The 507-nt window shown below is 49.9% G+C and carries 2 tRNA genes and 1 rRNA gene; all 3 read right to left on the reverse strand.

The features are described 5' to 3' along the window. Positions 1 to 137: 137 nt before the first annotated feature. Positions 138 to 211 (reverse strand) — tRNA-Ala (locus B5E60_RS13630). 11 nt (positions 212 to 222) lie between these two features. Beyond that, positions 223 to 296, reverse strand: a tRNA-Ile gene (locus B5E60_RS13635). A 98-nt stretch (positions 297 to 394) separates the two neighbouring features. Further along, positions 395 to 507, reverse strand: a 16S ribosomal RNA gene (locus B5E60_RS13640); the annotation flags it as partial.

The raw sequence follows: 507 nt of genomic DNA on the forward strand, positions 1-507 counted from the left end.
CTTTCTTCGCCTCCAAGAGCCTAGGCATTCCCCATGCGCCCTTTCTTACTTTCTTACAACTCTCACACTTCGCTGTGTGAGACTCTATCTCATCTCCTTAATCATGTCAATGAACGTTGGAATCCTGCGATTCCGAGTGGAGGATAAGGGAGTCGAACCCTTGACCCCCTGCTTGCAAAGCAGGTGCTCTAGCCAACTGAGCTAATCCCCCGAGTTTCGTTGTAGTCCCGTGCAGACTTGAACTGCAGACCCCTACATTATCAGTGTAGTGCTCTAACCAACTGAGCTACGGGACTGTAAAGCGGACAACTCCACTCAAGTATAACAAAAAATTACCGGTTAGTTTGAGAGAAAACCGTAGAAGAATCTGTCTACGAAAAGTCATACTCTCCAGAAAGGAGGTGTTCCAGCCGCACCTTCCGGTACGGCTACCTTGTTACGACTTAGCCCCAGTCACCGGTTTTGCCCTAGGTCGCTCCTTGCGGTCACGAACTTCAAGCACCCCCA

Origin of the sequence: Alistipes sp. An116 (genome assembly GCF_002161005.1) — a bacterium.
Classification (GTDB): domain Bacteria; phylum Bacteroidota; class Bacteroidia; order Bacteroidales; family Rikenellaceae; genus Alistipes; species Alistipes megaguti.